Genomic DNA, 16,461 nt, shown 5'->3' with positions numbered 1-16,461 from the left:
TCGTTTCACACCTTGTCCCATCGGGTTCTCCATGTATTGGGGGGAAAGGTGTAAACCATATTCAGGACGGGACACCATCAACAAGAAAGGCCCTTGCGGGCCTTTTTGTCTGGTTCACTTTGTGCGCTTACAGCTGGAATTGAGCCAGCTGTTTGCGTTGCTGCTCGGCGAGCTGGGAGAGCTCGTTGCTGGCACTGGCGCTCTGGCTGATGCCGGCGGAGCTCTGGCTCACGATCTCGTGAATATTGGTGATGTTGCGGTTGATGTCGGCAGTGACGCAGGACTGCTCCTCGGCGGCAGTGGCGACCTGGGCGTTGGCGTCGTTGATCTGGCGCACGGCACCGGTAATGCCGCTTAGCAGATCCTGCACCTGAGCGGACAAACGCTGGTTATGGCTGAGGATCTCCAGGGTCTCCTGCACGCCGTTGTTGGCGGATTGGGACTGGCTCTGCAGCCGCTCGATGATAGCCTGGATCTCCTTGGTGGAGTCTTGGGTGCGGGCAGCCAGCATTCTCACCTCGTCGGCCACCACCGCAAAACCACGGCCCGTTTCACCGGCGCGAGCTGCTTCGATGGCGGCATTGAGCGCCAGCAGGTTGGTCTGCTCGGAGATCCCCTGGATCACTTCAATTACCTTGCCGATCTGCTCGGACTGGGATTTGAGCTGGGCCACGATGGCTGCGGCATCTTCCAGACTGTCCGCCATCCGGCTGTTGGCGGCGATGCTTTCGGTAAAGAGGGCGAGCCCCTGTTCGACCCGGCCATTGGCATCCCGCGCCAGCTCGTCGGCGACGGCGGCGTTGTGGTTGACGTTGTCAGCGGTGCTGGAGAGTTCGGTCACGGCGGAGGCGACCTGTTCGATCTCGCTGTGCTGCTGCTTTGCATTGGCCTCGGACTGGGTCATCACGGCGGCCAGCTCGGTGGCGGCGGAGGCGACGCTGTTGCTGATCCCGGTCAGGTTCTCGATGGTGTTGCCGAGCTGGGTCAGGGTGAGGTTGATATCTTTGGCCAGACGGGTCAGCTCGTTGTTGCCATCCGCTTTGGCGCGCACGTTGAAGCGCCCTTGCGCCACGGCGTGCATCACCTCTTGCAACTGACCGATGGGGCTGACGATGCGACCGGAGAGGACCCAGCCACAGATCAGCGCCGCCAGCAGGGTACCGGCGGTGAGCAGCAGGGTACGCAGCAGGGTTGCGTCGTAGTGAGCCTGCTCGTCGGCCAGCTCTTGCTGGATCAGCTGGTTGATGTGGGCCGACATGCTGTCGATCTGTTTGATCAGCTGTTCACCCAGCTCGCGGAAATGGAGGCGGGCCGCCTCGTAGGCGACCGGATCGCCGCCACCCTGATGTTTTTGCGCCAGCAGCGGCAGCATGTTGCTGCGGGTATGGCTGAGGTAGGCCTGCAGGGCGGCAGCGACCTGCCGGTTATCCTGCTCGGCACCGGGGAGCACCAGACGGCCGAGGATTGCGTTGATCTCCTGCTCGGCGCTGTTGAGGTTTGCGGGCAGTGCGGCAAACAGCTTGGCATCATAGAGGCTATAGATGGCGCTGGTGCGCAGCCGGTAGGTGGCGTGGATCAGTTTGGCAATATCGTCCTTGTTTTGGACCACGCTCTGGGTCGTCTCATCTATGTCATTGATGGCTTCATCCAGCCCCTGTTTACTGATGGCAATCATCACCATCATCAGCAGGCTGGCCAGCAGCAGCGGTATCAGGACCTGGACACGTATTGATAGATTATTCAATGACATAAATGGCTCTAATCCGAAATGGGAGTAGCCGACATATTACACACCTACGTCAGGAGCTGTCACAGGCTTTTATTGCTGAAATTTGCTGAAGAAAAGGTTTTTCCTTGTGAAAAAGGCGCCATATATGCATGATTGAACGCTTGATCCCCTGAATATGTGGTACAACTGGCCGGATTGAGTCAATCCTGTCCCGTTTTCGTGATTCCCCGCTCTTGGCGTATGGAGGTGTGTAGTGTCCAGCTGGATCGATCCGGCCATTCTGGCTCTGTTTATCCCGACCTTTTTCTTTGTCTCGGTGACCCCCGGCATGTGCATGACCCTGTCGATGACGTTGGGGATGAGCCTGGGGGTGCGCCGTACCCTGCACATGATGTGGGGGGAGCTGATCGGAGTCGGGTTGGTCTCGGTGCTGTCGGTGATCGGGGTGGCTGCCATCATGCTCAACTATCCGGGGATCTTTGCCGCCTTCAAATATGTGGGGGGCGCCTATCTGGTGTGGCTCGGTATCCAGATGTGGCAGGCCAAGGGGAAGATGGCCATTCCGGCGGATCTTTCGTCCGGTCAGCAGACCAGCGCCATGGGACTGGCGGTGCAGGGTTTCGTCACCGCCATTGCCAACCCCAAGGGGTGGGCCTTCATGATCTCCCTGCTGCCACCGTTTATTTCGGCCAGCAAGCCGATGGTGCCGCAGATCACTGCGCTGGTGGCGCTTATTCTGGTCATCGAATTCTCCTGCCTGCTGCTCTACGCCAGTGGTGGCCGAACTCTGCGCCACTTCCTCGCCAAGAGCGGCAACGTCACCCTGATGAACCGCATCGCCGGTACTCTGATGCTGGGGGTGGGAGTCTGGCTGGCGCTTGGTTAAGCGCTGTCAGTGACCCGCACCAGACAAGAAAAATGCCACCGGTCGGTGGCATTTTTTATGAGTGCCAAGTGGTTCAGCGGGGTTTGAAACGTGCGACCCAGGGGTTGGCGGTGATGCCATGCAGCAGCACGCTCAATATGATGGTGCAGAGCACAGTGGCGATGATGGGGCGCTGGCCAATCAGGGCAGGCTGGTTTTGCAGCACCATCACTGCAAAGACGATGCTGGCAAGGCCCCGCGGGCCGAACCAGCCGATAAAGAGCTTGAGCTCTGGCTTGAGGCCGGTGCCGAGCAGGCTCAGCCAGACCGGCACCATCCGCAGCAGGGTGAGGCTGGCAATGGCATAGAGCCAGTATTGCCAGTGCATCAGCTCCGACAACATGGGGAGCAGAGTTGCGCCAAACACCATCCAGATCACCACGGAGAGCAGGTCGCCGTAGCCTTCGCAACTGTCCATATAGGCGTGCTTGTGTTCACCGAGTCTGCGCCCGATAAAGAGACCGCCGACAAAGGCGGCGATAAAGCCGCTCCCCCCCAGACTCTGGGCCAGCGCAAAGCAGAGCAGGGCCAGTCCCGGCATGGTGAGCTGGCGCCAGAGCGGCAGTTGCCAGCCGTTGAGATAAGAGATTTTCAGCAGCCGGATGGTTAGGCTGGTCAGCACGAAGGCGACCAGCAGGCCAATGCCGATCTCCTCCAGCATCAGGGTGATGGCCAGCGTGGCTGTGCCTGCGTGCTGCTCTGTGGGGGCGATAAGGGCCAGCAGCAGAAGCAGCACAGGCACACAGATGCCGTCGTTGAGGCCGCTCTCCTGATTGAGCCCTTCGCGCAGTGGCGCCGGTACGGCCGGGTTGCTCACCACCGCCTTGCCGAGCGCCGCATCCGTGGGGGCAAGAATGGTGGAGAGGATGGCCATCTCCAGCAGTGGCAGGTCGGGGAAGATCCAGTGACCAAACAGGGCTCCGGCGATGAGCGTCAGTGGCAGGCCGATCATTAGCAGCCGGATGGGCAGCTGCCGGTTGGCCAGCAATACTTGCCAGTTGGTGTTGGCGGCATCGTTGAACAGCACGATAACCAGAGTCAGCTCGGCCAGCAGCTTGATGCCGGCGCTGTCGATAGAGAGGGAGAGCAGCTCCAGCCCGCCAGGCCCCAGCAACCAGCCGGTCAGTAGAAAGAGCAGGGGGCCGTTGACCAGCTTTGATTCGAAGCGCCCCGCGATCAGGCTGTAGATCAGCAAGAAGGCAGCGATCACCGCCAGATTCTGGTAAAGCAGATGTGCATCCATACAACCTCCTTTCTGCCCCCCGCAGGGGTGGTTTAATCGGTCAGGCAGTCGGGGTCGAACACATACTCCCCATCCAGCCAGCGCACGATTTCGTCGACACAGGATTGGTCGCGAAACGGCAGGTAGCGGGCCTTGAGATGGGCCACCTGCTCGGGGGTCAGCTGGGCCAGCCCTATGTCCTGAAACAGCGGCAGGTCGGCCTCGATCATCGCCGAGATCTGCGGGCCACAGGTGGCGTTGAGGGCGGCGTGCAGCGCCTTGCCGGGGTCGTACTGCTTGCCGAGTCGGTAGCTCATTGGCAGGGTGGCGAGGGGCAGGGCGGAGAGCGCCGCCTGCTTCATCGGGTTGACCGCATGGCCAGAGACCAGCTCCGCCAGCTCGGCGGGGCGGTTCTCGAAAGCGCGCAGGTGCAGGTAGCTGCTCGCCTTGCTGCCATCGTTAACCGGGTAGTTGTCCCAAAGGAAGGGCTTGCGGCCGAGCAGTTCGGTCACCTGCTTGAGGTGGCTGGCCGGATATTCGCTGGAGCAGACCTTGGGGCCGGTCCAGAAGATCTCGAAACGGCGGTCGAGTTGTTCGCCAAGCTCCTCCAGATAGCGGGGAGGCATGGCGCCAAACACCTTCTCCAGCACCGGATCGGTCGAGTAGTAGCTGGGACAGAAGATGAGGCGGGTCGCCTTGCTGTGGGCCGCGATATCGTGGGCGATGGTGAGCTGGTGACGGGCCAGATCCGGGGTATCCCCCTTCATGTCGTCAAACAGCACCGCCAGAATATCGGGCTGGAGCATCTCGTCGATGAGGCGCACTTTCTCAAGCAGCGCCGGGCGTTTGCGATCGTAGTCGTGATGGGCCCCCATGGGGCTTAAGCCCACCCCGAAGGCGAGCCCGTTGGCGCGGCACTGGCGCGCCAGCTCGGCGAGATCCGCCAGCTGCTGCTCGGGCCAGGGGAGGGCCCAGTGCTTGCGCAGATAGCCATCCTCTTTCGGTGCATAGATATAGAAGACGTAACCGTGGCGTGGCAGCCACTGTGCGTAGCGGGCGCGGGCCTGCCAGCTCCATCCCTTGCCAAAAAAACCTTCAATGACCCCCAGATTGGCAGCTGGGGGGAGGGGGCCGGACAGCAAACTTTGATATGGCATAACGCTCTCCCTTCTTGCTGGGGGACTTTATACGGGACGGTCGGTCAGACCGGGTCCTCTTCCTGAAAGCGCACCCCGATTTTGCTCGGCACGCTCTCGTCCATTTCGGCCACGGTCCAGATCAGGCCCTGCCATTCGATGTTGTCACCGACCACCAGATTATCGCCCAACTGGCTGGCAATAAAATCACCCAGTGTCTGATCCGCCACCTCGCTCACATCCAGCCCGTAGAGAGGGGCGAGATCCACCAGCCGTGCCGCTGCTTCCAGCAGGAAGTCACCGAAGAAGCGGGGGCCGAGATCTTGCTCCGGCGCCTGACTGAACAGCTGGCCGAGGGCGGGGAGGTCACGTTCGTGACCGATCACGCAGAGAATGTCATCGGCCTGCAGACAGGTACTGCCCGAGGGGTGGAGCAGCTCGCGGCCACGAAACAGGGCGCAGATCCGGGTGCCGGCGGGCATCTGCAGATCCCGCAGCGGCGAGCCGATGCACCACTTCTCCTCCCCCAGCTGGTAGACGAAGGTCTCCCACTGGCTGTCGAGATCGATCTCGAGCCCGGAGCGGTTGATGGGCGACGGTGGTGCCGGCACCTCCACCCGCGCCAGTTTTGAGGCCAGCGGCAGCGAGCTGCCCTGCAAAATCAGCGAGACCAGCACCACGAAGAAGGCGACGTTGAAGTAGAGCTGAGCGTTGGGCAGCCCCGCCATCATGGGGAAGACCGCCAGAATGATGGGCACGGCGCCGCGCAAGCCGACCCAGGAGATAAACCAGCGCTCGCGCGGGGCGAAGTTCTTGAACGGCAACAGCCCGATCCAGACTGACACCGGGCGGGCAAACAGGATCATCCACATCGCCAGCGCCAGCGCGGGCAGGGCGATGGGCAGCAGCTTGTGGGGGGAGGCGAGCAGCCCCAGCACCAGAAACATGCCGATTTGGCTCAGCCAGGTGAGTCCATCCAGCACCGACAATGTGGTGCTGCGGCTGCGCAGGGCGAGGTTACCGAGCAACAGACCGGTGAGATAGATGGCTAGAATGCCGCTGCCACCGACCGCCGTGGTGAGGGCGAAGATCAGCAGACCGCCGCTGACGGTGAGCAGCGGATAGAGCCCCGGCGCCAAGCGGGCTGTGTTGATAAGGCGCCACAGCAGCCAGCCGCCGCCAAGGCCAATCCCGGCGCCAAGACCAAACTGCTTGACCAGTTGCAGCAGCAGGAAGCCCGCATCCAGCCCCTGCTGGGCGGTGGCGAGCACCTCGATCAGGGTGACAGTGAGAAACACCGCCATGGGGTCGTTGCTGCCTGACTCTATCTCCAGAGTGGCGCTCACCCGCTCGTTGAGACTGCGCCCGCCGAGCAGGGAGAAGACCGCCGCCGCATCGGTGGAGCCAACGATGGCGCCGATCAGCATCCCCTGCATCAGGTTGAGGTCAAACAGCCAGGCGGCGGCGAGCCCCGTCAGGCCGGTGGTGATGGCCACCCCGACCGTCGCCAGCGACAGGGCTGGCCAGAGCGCCACCCGGAACGAGGAGACCCGGGTGCGCATGCCGCCGTCGAGCAGGATGATGGCAAGCGCCAGGTTGCCCACCAGATAGGCGATGGAGTAGTCAGCGAAGTGGATGCCACCGGGGCCATCCTCACCGGCCAGCATGCCGACGGCGAGGAAGATAACCAGAATGGGAATACCGAGGCGGGAAGAGAGGGCGCTCAACAGTACGCTGGCTCCCACCAACAGGGCAGCGACAAAAAAGAAACTGTTGATGGTAGCGGCATCCAAGGGCGAACTCCTTCCTGGTAATGTGCAAAGTAGGCACATTATATGCAGTTAAGCCCCCCTTGTGTGGCTTATTTGTGCATCAATTTGCACTTTCTTACATTTTTCATCCCTTTTTTCAGCATGGCCGCGCCATATTCTGACAGTGACGGGGTTAACGAAAGCGGAGTCAAAGGAGCGTCGATTTCAGGATGCGCAGGGAGGAGATGGCGGGGAAATGCGAAACGGCACAGCAGAGGGAGAGGGGAGCACAAGGGCGCTCCCCACGGGATGGGGCAGGATTCAGTCGTCCTCGTCATCCTTCACTTCGCGGATCTTGTCCTTGTAGTTGGGCAACTGCTTCTCCAGCCGTTTCATGTCTTTGATGGCATTGAGAAACAGCCCGAGCAGGAACAGCAGCGGCAACCCTATCCACAGCCAGAGATTCATGGGATTTTCCTTTCGTCAGGACAGGTGGTGACATAACGGGCCAAAATTTCATCAAGGTTGGCCAATATGGTCGACTTGCCTTCAATATCCGCCTGTTGCAGGCAAAGCGCCAGTGCTGCGGGATCGAGCCGCTGCTCGTCGGACTCCAGCGAAAAGCTGATATGCCAGGGCTCGTAGGCTACCCCGCTCTCTGCCCCGACCGGTTTGGCATAAGGGAGGAAGAAGCCGAAGTCGCTCATATGGTCGCTGAGCCACTCGCTGAGATCCGCAAACCAGCCCCCGGCTTCATACTCCCACGGCTCCAGTGCCAGTTTGGTATCGGCAGGCAAACAGTCCGGGTCGTAGATGTCGAGATCGGTCCCCCAGTGGTGACGACTGGTGCCGGGCAGAGCGCTCCAGCGCAGGATGGCGTGCAGCCGCTCCACCTCGCTTAGTTGCAGGGCATCGATGGGCTGGCTGTGGGCATCGAGCAGCGGCCGTTCGCCGCGCCACTTGCCATTCCAGATGGCGAGCTGGCGCTCGAAGCTGCGCCAGCTGGAGGCCGCCTGCAGGTTGAACCCCTCATAGGCGGCGGCTACCTGCATGTCGTTGAAGGCCGCCGCGGTGGCGGCAGTCAGCCGGTGGGGGCCGCGTCCCACCAGAATAAGGTGGCTCTCGTCGAGCCCCAGCAGTTGTTCCTGCGTCATGCCAGCAATCTCTCGAGCACCCCTTGGTACATGTCCGCCAGCAGATCCAGATCGTCCGCCTTCACGCACTCGTTCACCTTGTGAATGGTGGCGTTGACGGGACCGAGCTCAATCACCTCGGCGCCGGTAGGGGCGATAAAGCGCCCGTCCGAGGTGCCGCCGGTGGTGAGCAGGGCCGGTCGCTGACCGTTCACCGCCTCGATGGCCGCCACAGCCGCATCGAGCAGCGCGCCTGTGTCGGTGAGGAACGGCTGGCCGGAGAGGGTCCAGCTCAGCTGATAATCGAGGCCATGTTTATCCAGCAGCGCTTCGACCCGCTCACGGATATCCATGTCGGTCAGTTCGGTACTGAAGCGGAAGTTGAACTGGACCTGCAGCTCACCCGGAATGACGTTGGAGGCGCCGGTGCCGGACGAGATATTGGCGATCTGGAAGCTGGTGGGGGGGAAGTAGGCGTTGCCCTCATCCCACACGGTGGCGGCGAGTTCCGCCAGCGCTGGCGCGGCTTTGTGAATGGGGTTGTCCGCCAGATGGGGATAGGCGACATGGCCCTGCACCCCGCGCACCAGCAGATCGCCGGTGATGGAGCCGCGGCGGCCGTTCTTCACCACATCCCCCACCACGGCGGTGGAGGAGGGCTCGCCGACGATGCACCAGGTGATCTTCTCGTTACGCGCTTCCAGGGTGTCGATCACCCGGGTGGTGCCATTGATAAAGGGCCCCTCCTCATCGGAAGTGATAAGAAAGGCGATGGACCCGGTGTGATCCGGATGCTCGGCCACGAAGCGCTCGACCGCCACCACCATGGAAGCCAGCGAGCCCTTCATGTCGGCGGCGCCGCGCCCGTAGAGAACGCCATCCTTGATGGTCGGCTCGAACGGCGGGGTGTGCCATTTGTCCAGCGGCCCGGCGGGCACCACGTCGGTGTGACCGGCGAAGCAGAACAGCGGCCCCTTGCTGCCACGGCGGGCCCAGAGATTGGTGGTGTCCTCAAACACCATGGGTTCGATGACAAACCCGATCCTGGCGAGGCGCTCCGCCATCAGGGTCTGGCACCCTTCATCGAGGGGGGTAACGGAGGGGCGGCGGATCAGATCCTTGGCCAGTGCGATGACATCCGACATCAGTTGTCCTTAGTTGTCCTTAACGGGAAAAGAGGGATTGGTAGTGATCAGCCTTGAAACCCAGAGTCAGTTCGCCGTCACGGTCGAGCAGCGGACGCTTGATCATGGCCGGATGTTCCAGCAGCAGGGCGCGTGCCTTGGCGGTGTCGAGTCCTTGTTTGGCCTCATCCGGCAGGGCGCGGAAGGTGGTACCGCGACTGTTGAGCAGGGCTTCCCAGCCGAGTTTTGCCAGCCAGCTGTCCAGATCGTCCGGGTTCAGGCCGTCGGCGCGGTGGTCGTGAAAGCGGTAGTCGATACCGGCCTCATCCAGCCACTTGCGGGCTTTCTTGATGGTGTCGCAGTTCTTGATGCCATAGAGGGTGATGGCCATGGGGAGTCCTTCTCTTGTGGGCGCTGGCCGTGGCCGCGCCCGAAAATCCGAATCAACAGAGTGCAAGGGCCCGATTCTGGCATTGTGGCAATCCCATGGCAACGCCGATGGTCCGGCTCGCGGGTTTTACCGGAACTGGTCACACCTGAACGGCGATTTTGAGCACAAAGTCAGAAGCAGTGGGGCTGGCGTGCCCGATGGGGTTGGGTATTGCGGGAGAAGATCGACTATTGCAGGAGCAAAAGAGAAAGGGCAAACGCCAGATAGCCAAAACGCGCCAGCGGGCGCGTTTTGGTCGGCATTATCAAGCACCTCAATCAGTGCAGGGTGGTCCACTCATGGTCAAAGACCCGGGCCCGTTCCCAAGGTGCATCAGGCAGGCTGGAAGAGAGGCCAGTGTATTTGCCCACGTCGTCCACCACGATGGCGGAGAGGATCGGCAGGTTGTTTTCGGTGCAGTACATGCGGATGCGTTGCAGCAGGGTGCGCAGTTCATCCTGGCACTGCTCCAGCCCGGCCTGCTTGGCCAGTTTGGAGTAACGAATGGTAGTGCGTTCCTTTGCAGACTCGACGAGGATGTCCCACAGCTTGTAGTCGCAGGTCGAAGCACCTGCGGTGGCTTGGCTTGTCATAACTCTCTCCGGCGCGAAATGGTCGCTATATGTCGAAGCGCATCTTCGCCAGTTCGGCGCCGTCATATGTTGATCCAACGCAAAAAAGAGGGGAGTCGCGTCACACAATTCCCGGATATGGGGTGACAAAGGTTTTCCGGTAGTTGAAATAACGAGAAATTGTTACATGGCCGACATATTATGCTAATGAATCACGGTGACGGCACCTTTATTGATAGGGATCAAAGGCAAACAGTGGTCAGATCACTAGATTTCGCTCTTCGATAAATTTATCAGGAGTGAATATTGGAACTTTTATTCGTCTTGCTCGTTCTGGTCGCCGTGGTCTACGGCATTATCAAGGATTACAACCCGCAGGCGGTGCTGGCGCTGGCGGGCATGGCCATTTTTGCGGTGGCCTACTGGCTGGGGCTGCACCCCATTCTCCCCGCTGACAAGAGCACCGGCTTCGCCCTGTTCGACCTGTTCGAAGTGTTCAAGGGGATCTTCTCCTACCGCGCGGCGGGCCTCGGCCTCACCATCATGGCGGTGGCGGGGTTTGCCACTTACATGTCCCATATCGGGGCCTCCCAGGCGCTGGTGCGGGTGGCGGTCAAACCGGTGGCAGGCATCCAGTCCAGCTACCTGATGCTCTCCATCTGCTATCTGGTGGCGGTATTCGTCTCCCTGTTCGTCACCTCCGCCACCGGACTTGGCCTGCTGTTGATGGTCACCATGTACCCGGTGATGCGCAACCTCGGTATCAGCCCGGCCTCCGCTTGTGGCGTCATCGCCACCTCACAGGCGTTCGAGATTGGCCCGACCCAGACCAACGCCATCTTCTCTGCTGGCCAGTCCGGCATGGATCCGACCAGCTATTTTGTTGACTACCAGATCTGGCTGGTGGCCCCCATGCTGCTGGTGACCATGGTGCTGCACTTCTTCTGGCAGCGTCACTGCGATCGCAAGGATGGCTGGGATCCTGCGCTCCATCGTGGCGATCACGCCGAGCTGGACGAGCAGGGCACCGAGAGCGTGCAGGCCCCCACCTGGTATGCCCTGCTGCCGATCATCCCCTTCGTGCTGATGATGACCTTCTCCAAGCTGCTGGTGAGCGACATCAAGATGAGCGTGGAGGTGGCCATGCTGCTGTCGGTCTTTATCGGCATGCTGTGCGAGCTGCTGCGTAGCCGCTCGGTGCGTACCGCGTTTGCCGGGCTGTCGAGCTTCCTCGATGGCATGGGCAAGGTGTTTGGCCCCGTGGTGGCGCTCATCGTCTGTGCCGAGCTGTTTGCCGAATCCCTCAAGGCCATCGGCGCCATCGATACCCTGCTGCACTCTGCCAGCAATGCCGGTATCGGCAGCGGCCTGATGACCCTGGTGATGGTGGCGCTGATCATGGTAGCGGCGGTCATCATGGGCTCCGGCAACGCGGCGTTCCTCAGCTTCTCGACCCTGGCACCGGCGGTGGCAGCCAAGTTTGGCGTACCGGCGGTGACCATGCTGCTGCCGATGCAGCTTGCTTCCAGTATCGGGCGTACCGTCTCCCCCATCGCTGCGGTACTGATCGCCTGTGCGGGGATTGCCAAGGTATCGCCCTTTACCGTGGTCAAGCGCACCAGCGTGCCGATGGCGGGGGCGCTGGTGACGGCGCTGACCCTCAACTATCTGCTGTTTATGTAGTGATGTGGGTTATGTAGTGGTGTTTGGAATTTACCGGTCGGGCGGGTGGCATGGCTGCCCGCCTTTTTCTCACTGTGTCGCAGTGTTGCAATAGACGATCGGCCATCAACGCTGATTGTTGCATGGAGAAGATAATGACAGTTGTAAAGAGCCTGTTTTCCCTCGATAGCTATCTGGCCGATCTGGCCCCGCTCATCAACCTCGATTGCGGTACTCGCACCCCGGCCGGGGTGGCGAAAGTGGCTGACATCATGACCGAGAAATATGAGGCCATCGGCTGGCAGGTGACTCGTCACCAGTTTGCTGCCGAGTGCGGCCCCTGCCTCGAGATCACCAATGCGCCGGGTGCCGATCACTACGACGTGATGCTGTGCGGCCACATGGATACCGTCTTCCCCGAGGGGACGGCGGCCAAGCGCCCGCTGAAAATCGAAGGCAATCAAGCCTTTGGCCCCGGTGTCTCGGACATGAAGAGCGGCCTGCTCTCTATCTGGTATGCCCTCAAAGAGATGGACCCGGCATTGCTTGCCAAGCTCAAGGTGCTGGTCTGCTACAACTGCGACGAAGAGATTGGCTCCCCCTGGTCGAAAGATTGGCTGGTGGAGAAGGCCAAACAGAGCGGCTGCGTGCTGGTGGCCGAGGCAGCTCGTCCCAACGGGGATCTCATCAGCGCCCGCAAGGGCAATGCCAAGTACCGCATCACCTTCCACGGCAAGGCGTCCCACGCCGGTTCGGCCCTCACCGAAGGGATATCTGCCATCACCGAGCTGGCGCACTGGGTACTGGCCATCAACGAGCAGGTCAACATGACCACGGGCACCACCATGAACGTCGGCGTGGTACAGGGCGGCACTGGTGTCAACGTGGTGCCGGACTTTGCCGAGGCGATCGTCGATCTGCGCTTCTGGAGCAACGAAGAGGCCGCTGCGGTACACGACCGGCTCACCTTTATGGCCAACAACTCTTTCCTCGCCGGTTGTCGGGTCGAGGTAGATCGTCAGACCTTCAAGCCGGCGATGCGACCGAGCGGCGATACAGAAGCTGTGATGGCGCTGGTGGAGGCGGCTGCGAAAGAGGAGGGGATCTCCTTCAACTGGCTGGAGGCCGGTGGCGGTTCGGATGCCAACTTTACCGCCGCCGCGGGGGTGCCGTCCCTCGATGGTTTCGGCCCCATGGGGGGCGGTTTTCACTCGGAGGCGGAATTCCTGCTGCTGGACAGCATCGAGCCGCGCATCCGCCTGCTGCAGCGGGTGCTGGGCAAGCTGGCGAAATAAGCCGGTTTATCCCTTGTTCGGGTCATCATGGCCCGCTCAAAATTGGTCCGCTCCACTCCAAACGGGAGGCTGTTGCCTCCCTTTTTTTATCTCGATTTTTCGCGCGTCCCTGAACGAGCGCGCCAGATGGCTTGAGGCCGTTACCCCTGTGGCTCAGCCAGATAGGCCAGATGATCCTGCCGTGCTACCTGCCAGCCATCGAGGCGCAGCGGGGCGGCAAAGCCCGGGCCGTCAGTCACCATGGTGTGGTACTCCCCCTGCTCGCCGCAGGCATCGAAGCCCTCGCGCTCGGCCAGTTGTTGTAGCTCGCAGAGGGTGGCGGCATCGAGGGGGCGTCCAGTCCACTCGGGGGCCAGCACCCGGGTATCGATGCAGGAGAGGTGGGCGACGATGCCGCGGGCCAGCATATCCGCCAGCAAGGCTTGGCGAGATTGCTGCCAGAGCGGGGTATGGACGGTGAGCCCGAGCGGGCGGCAGCGTTCGCGGATCCAGTTTGGTGCGCCCCCCACGCTGTCGATATCGCCGGTCACTACCCCGTCGAGGTTCCACTCCTGCTGCAAGTGGCTCAGCGCCGTCTCATAGCTCTGCTCGAACGGCGCTTCTATGGTGACCAGCAGATGGGGCAGCCCGAGGGCTTCCGCCTGACTGCGCACCAGCGGCAAGGGGTGAGCGAGAAATCGGGGCTCTGGCGGGGCAAAGGTGGCCAGTGCCACCACCTGATGGCCCGCTTGACGGGCATGACAGAGGGCCAGCATGGCATCTTTGCCACCGCTCCAGAGCAGGATGACGCGAGACATGGATGAGATTCCAATGGTGAACGAGGGGGCATGCTACCCAGCGGCGGGGGCAGAGGTAAAGGCATAGTGTCCAGAAATGGCGGCGGGGAAATGGTTGGGGTCACAGAGCGGGAAAAAAGCAGGCCCCCGAAGTGGGGGCCTGTATTGCAATAGCGTGGTAAACGCGACTGCGATTAGAGCAGGATGCTGGTGAGGATAAAGCCCAGCGAGCAGGAGGTCACCACCCCGATCAGCCCCGGAATGATGAAGCTGTGGTTGATGATGAACTTGCCGATACGGGTGGTGCCGGAGCGGTCGAAACCGATACAGGCCAGGTCGCTCGGGTAGGTCGGCAGCACGAAGTAGCCGTAGCTGGCTGGCAGGAAGGCGATCAGCAGCTTCGGCTCGACACCCAGCGCCAGACCCATGGGGGCGATGGCGGTCAGGGCGGCGGCCTGGCTGTTTACCAGCTTGGAGATAAGGAACAGCACCAGGGCGTAGGTCCAGGGCTGGGCCTGTACCACGTGGGCCAGGGTCTCTTTGAGCAGGGGCATGTGAGCCTGGAAGAAGGTCTCACTCATCCATGCCACCCCGAATACGGAGAAGATGGCGACCATGCCTGCCTTGAAGACGGCACCGTTGGCGATCTCGCCCGGCTTGACCTTGCAGCGCATCAGGATGATGGCACCGGCGATCAGCATCATCATCTGGATCACCAGGTTCATGGAGAGCGGGCCGGTTTTGTCCTTGATGGTGAACACCGGACGCAGACCTTCGTTGGCACCGAGCAATACCACGGCAGCGATGGCGGCGAAGAAGATCCAGGTAGACCAGTAGGCCTCTTTCGGGAACTTGGTGTTGAGCAGGGTTTCACCACCGCCGTAGATGAAGGCACGCTGCTCCGGGTCTTTGATCTTGGCCTGGAACTCTTCGTCCTTGTCCAGATCCTTACCGCGACGAAGGCTCCACAGGGCAGCCACGATGACACCGGTCAGGGAGGAGGGGATGGCGATCATCAGGATGTCGAGCAGGCCGTAAGCCTGACCGATACCATGACCGGCCGCCAGAATGGAGACCATGGAGACCACGGCAACGGAGACCGGGGAGGCGCAGATGGCCATCTGGGAGGCAACGGAGGCTACGGCCATCGGGCGCTCGGGACGGATGTTCTTCTGCAGCGCGATATCAGCGATGATGGGGAACATGGTGTAGACCACGTGGCCGGTACCGCACAGGAAGGTGAGGGTCCAGGTCGTGAGCGGCGCCAGGATAGTGATGTATTGCGGGTGACGGCGCAGCAGACGCTCGGCCACTTGCATCATCAGGTTGAGGCCACCGGCAGTCTGCAGGGTGGCGGCACAGCCGATCACCGCCAGAATGGTCAGCATTACCTGAACAGGCGGTTCGCCCGGCACCAGGCCGAAGACGAAGGTCAGCAGGAAGAGACCGATACCACTGATGAGACCGAGTCCCATGCCCCCAAAGCGGGTACCCAGCAGCAAGCAGCCGAGTACCACTAAAAATTCCATCAAGATCATTCCGTTACCTCGTGTGATTCAACCCATATTGCCGCGGGTAGCCTGAACCATGAATTGTCATTGTCTGTTTTATTTAGCCCAAAAGGGTTAGTTGCTATTCTGCTCCCCTGAAAAAGTGAAAAAATTGAGTTACTTCAATAACTCGATGAATTTTTGATTAAACCACTTAAAAACCACGTACTAACAAAAACATTATTTTTGTCACCAAGTGGTATCACTCGGGGCCAGCCCATCAGAGTGCAACCAGAGGCGTTGTGATGGGGAATGCGTTGGTAAGGAAGGTGTGGAAAAAGGCCCGGGTCAGGGGAGAAGAGGCTGTAAAAACACGGGTTAAAGATATCTTTTTTGACAAATGGGGTGTTCTGCGACTCTGCTCATCGGGGGGCGGGTGCTGATAGCAGATAGCGACGCTGATACTGTTCGCTCAGCTGCTTGATATCGAGTCTGGCTAGCGCATTGTTCACTCGCTGTTGCAGTTGCTGTTGATCGGGACGGAACATGATGTGCAGGCTCTTGTACCCGAGGATCTTCTGGTTGAACTGCAGCTGTTCGGGGTGGAGTTTGTCATCGTGATAGGTGAGCCAGTAGAAAACATCCCGGTCGATCACGGCCAGATCGAGCCGGTCGCGCTGCAATTTTCGCAGGTTGAGGTGATCGTCGTCCACGGCAAAGGTGTTGAGGCGCTTGCTGGCCATCAGGGCATCAAATTCACGGGTATTGATATAACCTGCGACGACCCCAATCCGGTAGGAAGCGAGATCTTCGAGTCGCTGCCAGTGGATAGGGGGGCCGGCTTGCTGCGCCATGCCCAGCACACTACTGCCCACGCTGGTGGAGATATGCCACCGTTTATCCAGATCATCGGCGAAGTATTTGGGGAAGTAGCCGCTGTAGTGCTGGGCGGGATCGGATGCCAGCAACATGGCTCGATGCCAGGGGTAGAAGTCAAACTGAACCTCCAGCCCCGCTTCGGCAAATGCACGCTTGACGATATGGCCGGTAAGGCCACCATCAGGGAGATGCTGGCTGGTATAGGGGGGCCACTCCAGGGTGGTCAGGTGCACGGGTTCTGCCCGCAATTGCAGGGGGAGCCAGAGCAGCAAGAGTGTCAGAAGCCGACGATATCCCATGAACGACCCATTCCTTGTGTCGATTGGTTCTGAGTATT

The 16,461-nt window shown here is 60.8% G+C and carries 15 protein-coding genes; 3 read left to right on the top strand and 12 right to left on the bottom strand.

Translation table 11 applies throughout. The features are described from left to right. Positions 1-127 precede the first annotated feature (127 nt). A complete protein-coding gene (locus tag G5179_RS16785) occupies positions 128-1,750 on the bottom strand; it encodes a methyl-accepting chemotaxis protein (RefSeq protein ID WP_421258760.1) in 1,623 nt (540 codons plus the stop codon). Positions 1,751-1,982: 232 nt separating this feature from the next. Here G5179_RS16785 and G5179_RS16780 point away from each other — a divergent pair, with 232 nt between their 5' ends. Beyond that, entirely contained in the window at positions 1,983-2,615 is a 633-nt protein-coding gene (locus G5179_RS16780) for a LysE family translocator (protein WP_216954223.1), read from the top strand. Between the two features lie 73 nt (positions 2,616-2,688). Here G5179_RS16780 and G5179_RS16775 read toward each other — a convergent pair whose 3' ends face one another. From G5179_RS16775 to G5179_RS16740, 8 genes are all read right to left on the bottom strand, one after another. Continuing rightward, positions 2,689-3,897 (bottom strand): cation:proton antiporter, encoded by a 1,209-nt coding sequence (locus G5179_RS16775; protein WP_421208063.1) that lies wholly within the window; start codon positions 3,895-3,897, stop codon positions 2,689-2,691. Positions 3,898-3,929: 32 nt separating this feature from the next. Further along, entirely contained in the window at positions 3,930-5,033 is a 1,104-nt protein-coding gene (locus G5179_RS16770; protein ID WP_421258759.1) for a beta-N-acetylglucosaminidase domain-containing protein, read from the bottom strand. A gap of 44 nt (positions 5,034-5,077) precedes the next feature. Next, positions 5,078-6,805: a potassium/proton antiporter gene (locus tag G5179_RS16765; RefSeq protein WP_108541387.1), complete on the bottom strand. Its 1,728-nt coding sequence runs from the start codon at positions 6,803-6,805 to the stop codon at positions 5,078-5,080. Positions 6,806-7,084: 279 nt separating this feature from the next. Then, on the bottom strand, positions 7,085-7,231 hold the full coding sequence (locus tag G5179_RS16760) for a hypothetical protein (protein WP_005337933.1): 147 nt from the start codon (positions 7,229-7,231) through the stop codon (positions 7,085-7,087). Beyond that, entirely contained in the window at positions 7,228-7,917 is a 690-nt protein-coding gene (locus G5179_RS16755; RefSeq protein ID WP_101530496.1) for a M15 family metallopeptidase, read from the bottom strand. The genes G5179_RS16760 and G5179_RS16755 overlap by 4 nt, the downstream gene beginning before the upstream one ends. Then, a complete protein-coding gene (gene dapE, locus G5179_RS16750) occupies positions 7,914-9,041 on the bottom strand; it encodes a succinyl-diaminopimelate desuccinylase (protein WP_421258758.1) in 1,128 nt (375 codons plus the stop codon). The genes G5179_RS16755 and dapE overlap by 4 nt, the downstream gene beginning before the upstream one ends. A 19-nt stretch (positions 9,042-9,060) precedes the next feature. Further along, positions 9,061-9,411, bottom strand: coding sequence for an ArsC family reductase (locus G5179_RS16745; RefSeq protein ID WP_005337930.1), 351 nt, complete (start codon positions 9,409-9,411; stop codon positions 9,061-9,063). 317 nt (positions 9,412-9,728) lie between these two features. After that, complete coding sequence (locus tag G5179_RS16740; RefSeq protein WP_005337929.1) at positions 9,729-10,043, bottom strand: hypothetical protein; 315 nt, start codon at positions 10,041-10,043, stop codon at positions 9,729-9,731. A gap of 285 nt (positions 10,044-10,328) precedes the next feature. Here G5179_RS16740 and dcuC point away from each other — a divergent pair, with 285 nt between their 5' ends. Together dcuC and G5179_RS16730 are read left to right on the top strand one after the other, a co-directional pair. Next, positions 10,329-11,705: a C4-dicarboxylate transporter DcuC gene (gene dcuC / locus G5179_RS16735; RefSeq protein ID WP_005350454.1), complete on the top strand. Its 1,377-nt coding sequence runs from the start codon at positions 10,329-10,331 to the stop codon at positions 11,703-11,705. A gap of 134 nt (positions 11,706-11,839) precedes the next feature. After that, on the top strand, positions 11,840-12,979 hold the full coding sequence (locus G5179_RS16730) for a M20 family metallopeptidase (RefSeq protein WP_421258757.1): 1,140 nt from the start codon (positions 11,840-11,842) through the stop codon (positions 12,977-12,979). A gap of 140 nt (positions 12,980-13,119) precedes the next feature. Here G5179_RS16730 and G5179_RS16725 read toward each other — a convergent pair whose 3' ends face one another. The 3 genes from G5179_RS16725 to G5179_RS16715 all read right to left on the bottom strand — a co-directional run bounded on the left by G5179_RS16725 (position 13,120) and on the right by G5179_RS16715 (position 16,423). Next, the gene (locus G5179_RS16725; protein ID WP_421258756.1) at positions 13,120-13,776 is read right to left on the bottom strand and encodes a hypothetical protein; all 657 of its coding nucleotides are present in this window, start codon (positions 13,774-13,776) and stop codon (positions 13,120-13,122) included. Positions 13,777-13,949: 173 nt separating this feature from the next. After that, complete coding sequence (locus G5179_RS16720) at positions 13,950-15,293, bottom strand: anaerobic C4-dicarboxylate transporter (RefSeq protein ID WP_005337916.1); 1,344 nt, start codon at positions 15,291-15,293, stop codon at positions 13,950-13,952. A gap of 374 nt (positions 15,294-15,667) precedes the next feature. Next, on the bottom strand, positions 15,668-16,423 hold the full coding sequence (locus G5179_RS16715; protein WP_421258755.1) for a substrate-binding periplasmic protein: 756 nt from the start codon (positions 16,421-16,423) through the stop codon (positions 15,668-15,670). Positions 16,424-16,461: the final 38 nt, after the last annotated feature.

The organism is Aeromonas sp. 600886 (genome assembly GCF_049174935.1).
GTDB lineage: Bacteria > Pseudomonadota > Gammaproteobacteria > Enterobacterales > Aeromonadaceae > Aeromonas > Aeromonas veronii_A.
Note: the sequence above shows the minus strand (reverse complement) of the source record. Positions and strands in the feature narration are given on the sequence as shown.